A 3,369-nucleotide genomic window follows, 5' to 3' on the forward strand; every position below is an offset into this window, starting at 1 on the left:
GACATGCGCCACCTTAACCGTCACCGTAACACCCAAGATCACAACGATCTCGTGGCTCCAGTCGAACTGATAAGCCTCGCCGGGCGCATAGTAGAGCGGCACATAGGCTTCCGCCGTCACCGCTCCCCGGTTCTGCGACCAGCTCTTCGCAAACCGGCGAACGGCATCATACCCACCCTCATATCCGAGCCCGCGCAACTCCTCGAAGATCCGGATCAGGGTCAGCCGTTCACGCAACGGCTTGTTCGCATTGGCCGACAGAAATTGCTCGAGCTGTCCCTGCCAGGGCCCGATCCGCGGCATCGGTTGCCGCTCGCGCTCATAGCTGAAGTCAGTCTCGTCCGTCCGCAGGATTTTGCGCACAGTATTCCGCGACACGTGCAGTTCACGCACGATCTTCTTCACAGACCACTTCTGGACGTAGTAGGCCCGCCGGACCCGTGAAATCGTATCCACCCGCTTCATCCCTCTCTCCGCTCGCTGCCTCGCAACGAACGGTTTGACAGAATATCAGGGGGATCAAAATTGGATGCCGATCCCCCGCCCTAAGGGGTCAAAATTGCACGCCGAAACACAATTGCGACAATTATTGTCTCAGCGTCAGCGCCAGTTTGACCTGCCCCCATTTTCAGAACCACTCGTAAGTCGAGCCTGATGGCACGAAAGCATCGTTTGAGCCCTAATTGCAGAATGATACACGATGCGCCCGGGTCGATAACCGGCGTCGTTATGCTGGCGTGCGCATAATCTCACGGATCAGATCATTTGTTTCTGATCTCGTCGTTTGGTGCCGATATCGAACGGCCAAAACAGTTCGTGTTATTTCAAGGCCATCGATGGGTTTCGACACCAGGCCCATGTCTGATGGAATAGCGGTGGCTGGTAGGATCACCGCACCCGAACCCTGCCGGGCAAGTTCGATTAACCAATCCACGCGATTTGACCGATAGGCCGCGTAGAGGTCGTAACCTTGATCTGCGCAGGTTCCATGTAAAGTATCCCGCATTTCGCAATTCAGTCTGTCAAGCATGTCAGTTTGAGCAAGCGTCGAAAGAGAAATTGTATTTAGTTCAGACAATGGATGCGACTTTGACACCACGACCTTGTAGTCCTCTTCATAGAGAATGTCTATACGATAGAGGTCTTCACTGACCTTGTCCGCGGTGACGACAACGTCAAAGTCACCATCTCGCAACCCGGAAAGAAGCTCGTGGGATGACGCAACGATCAATTCGATTTCGGCTTGCGGCACGCGCTTGCGCATACGCTCCATAGCTGCCGAAATTCTGCTGTGGCCAATCGTTTCGCCGACACCGACAGTGATAGGAACTCGCTCCAACCGCATATGACGGACTGCCTCGGCCTTCGCCTGTCGCGTCTCGTCGTATATTCTCTGCAATCTTGGCTGCACGAGTTTTCCCAGCGCGGTCAGCCTGCAGCCTGCACGGTCTCTGACAAACAGGTCACCTCCAAGTTCGTCTTCAAGTTTCTTGACCGCAGTCGTCAAGGAAGGTTGGGAGACATTGGAGGCACTGGCCGCGTGGGTGAAGTTTCGGTGCTCGCAGACAGCGAGAAAGTATCTGATCTGGTTCATTTCCATCGCCGCATTCTCCGTCACATCTCCGGCCGCGCCATCAAAACAAGTTCGATAGTCCATGTCTATCAAAGAATAGCATTTCGGAATTGGAGTCCACCGCATCCGGCATGGGACAAGAGTGCATCGAAACCAAACACGATGCACTTCAAAGCAGGGGCCGACCATGAAATCGCAAATTCTTCAGACACTCGCCGCACTGGCTCTGATCGCAACTTCTGCAACTGCACAGGACAATCCAATGGAAAATCATACCGCCAGCTACATCGCCATGCCCGCCGCCGAAGGCCAGTCCGAAGCTTTCGCGGAGTTTCTGGCGGGTGCCGCACCTATCGTGCGGGACACAGAGCCGGGCACCGTCCTTTGGTTTGCTCTGCAAGCCAACGATACGCTCGCAATCTTTGACATCTTTGCAGATGAAGAGGCACGGAACGCTCACTTCTCAGGAGCGGTTGCTGCGGCTTTGAACCAAAACGCCGACACACTGGTCGACGGAGGATGGGACGAAGGTGTTGTCGCGAATATCAACAACTCCGATGTCCTGTCGGTCAAGGCGCCGGTTGATCTCACCACGGCAACGACCGCAACTTACATCAAGCTTGAAGCTGCGCCGGGGAAAGGCCGCGAATTGGCAGCCTTGCTGACCGCCGCCGGCCCCATCGTCGCAGATACCGAACCCATGACATTGTTCTGGGCGGCGCTGCAAATTGACGAGAACAACTTTGCCATCTTCGACATCTTTGCCGACGATGCTGGCCGCGAAGCGCATTTTGCCGGACAGGTCGCCGGGCTACTGAATGAAAGGGCTTCGGAATTGGTCTCGGGCGGATGGGACGATGGTGTGGTGGCAAACGTCCGCAATTTCGACATCCTTGCTGCCAAGTAATCTCGAGCTGCGTTAACAAAGAAGTGCCCGGTGCAACCCATCGGGCACTTTGCTATTTGAGTTGAGAGTAAAGCCAAGTCGGTCGATTAACCGCAGCGAAATGGCATTTTATCCCAGTCTGCTGATGCTTACCCATTGAAAATTCTGCCGCCTATGCAAATGACCGTTCTAGTGCAGCTGCGCTCCAGCGCCGGAGAGCTCGCCGAGCGGCAGCTTAGGGCCGACCAAGTCAGGCGTACTGCTTCAATCCAGATCGACGTCGCCCAGACGCGGCGCATGGACATGCGTTCGGACAAGAAATGCAGCGGCCGCGCCGGCCAAAGCGCCGAACAGATGAGCCTCCCACGAGACGCCAGGCTGACCCGGAAGAACGCCCCAGAGAATGGAGCCGTAGAGCAAACCGACCACCAGTGCCGCGCCCAGCGTGATCAGTGAGCGATCCACGAGGCCGCGCGCGACGAGGAAGCCAAACCAGCCGAAGACGAGCCCTGACGCGCCGATATGGATGGCCGAGCTTCCGAACAGCCAGACAAGACCGCCGCCGAGGCCGATCACCACGGCGTTCACCGGCAGCAAGGCTCGCGTGGTCGTTGCCACAAGCAGCCCACCCATCACCAGGAGCGGTGGCGTATTGGCCATAAGATGCGCGAAGCTTCCATGCAGGAGGGGCATGGCGATGACACCATCCAATCCGCTGACGTGCCGGGGGATCAGGCCGAAGGCCGGGTTCAAGCCGTAACCGATAATCCAATTGAGGAGGTGAACCGCCCAGAGCAGTGCGACAAAGGCGACAAGCGCCGCGGCGCGCTGAAAGAAGGCACGCATGTGATCCCGGTTCATCATGTTGGCGACAGTAGACCGGGCACCAGTACCGAAACATCCAGCTATT

General features: G+C 56.8%; 3 protein-coding genes and 1 pseudogene. 1 reads left to right on the forward strand and 3 read right to left on the reverse strand.

Annotation, left to right across the window (positions count from 1 at the left end; all coding sequences use genetic code 11):
* Positions 1-465: pseudogene (locus tag KBT70_RS10990) on the reverse strand (helix-turn-helix domain-containing protein); the annotation flags it as partial.
* Positions 466-727: 262 nt separating this feature from the next.
* Complete coding sequence (locus KBT70_RS10995; RefSeq protein WP_240311250.1) at positions 728-1,657, reverse strand: LysR family transcriptional regulator; 930 nt, start codon at positions 1,655-1,657, stop codon at positions 728-730.
* A 103-nt stretch (positions 1,658-1,760) separates the two neighbouring features.
* Between KBT70_RS10995 and KBT70_RS11000 the strand changes: the two genes are divergently transcribed.
* Positions 1,761-2,480: a hypothetical protein gene (locus KBT70_RS11000; RefSeq protein WP_045320533.1), complete on the forward strand. Its 720-nt coding sequence runs from the start codon at positions 1,761-1,763 to the stop codon at positions 2,478-2,480.
* A gap of 243 nt (positions 2,481-2,723) precedes the next feature.
* On the opposite strand, the gene KBT70_RS11005 is transcribed toward KBT70_RS11000, so the two are convergent.
* Positions 2,724-3,369, reverse strand: a 646-nt coding sequence (locus KBT70_RS11005) for a rhomboid family intramembrane serine protease (RefSeq protein ID WP_363270480.1), incomplete at its 5' end; no start/stop codon positions are given.

Origin of the sequence: Roseovarius sp. (genome assembly GCF_018066915.1) — a bacterium.
Lineage (GTDB): Bacteria > Pseudomonadota > Alphaproteobacteria > Rhodobacterales > Rhodobacteraceae > Roseovarius.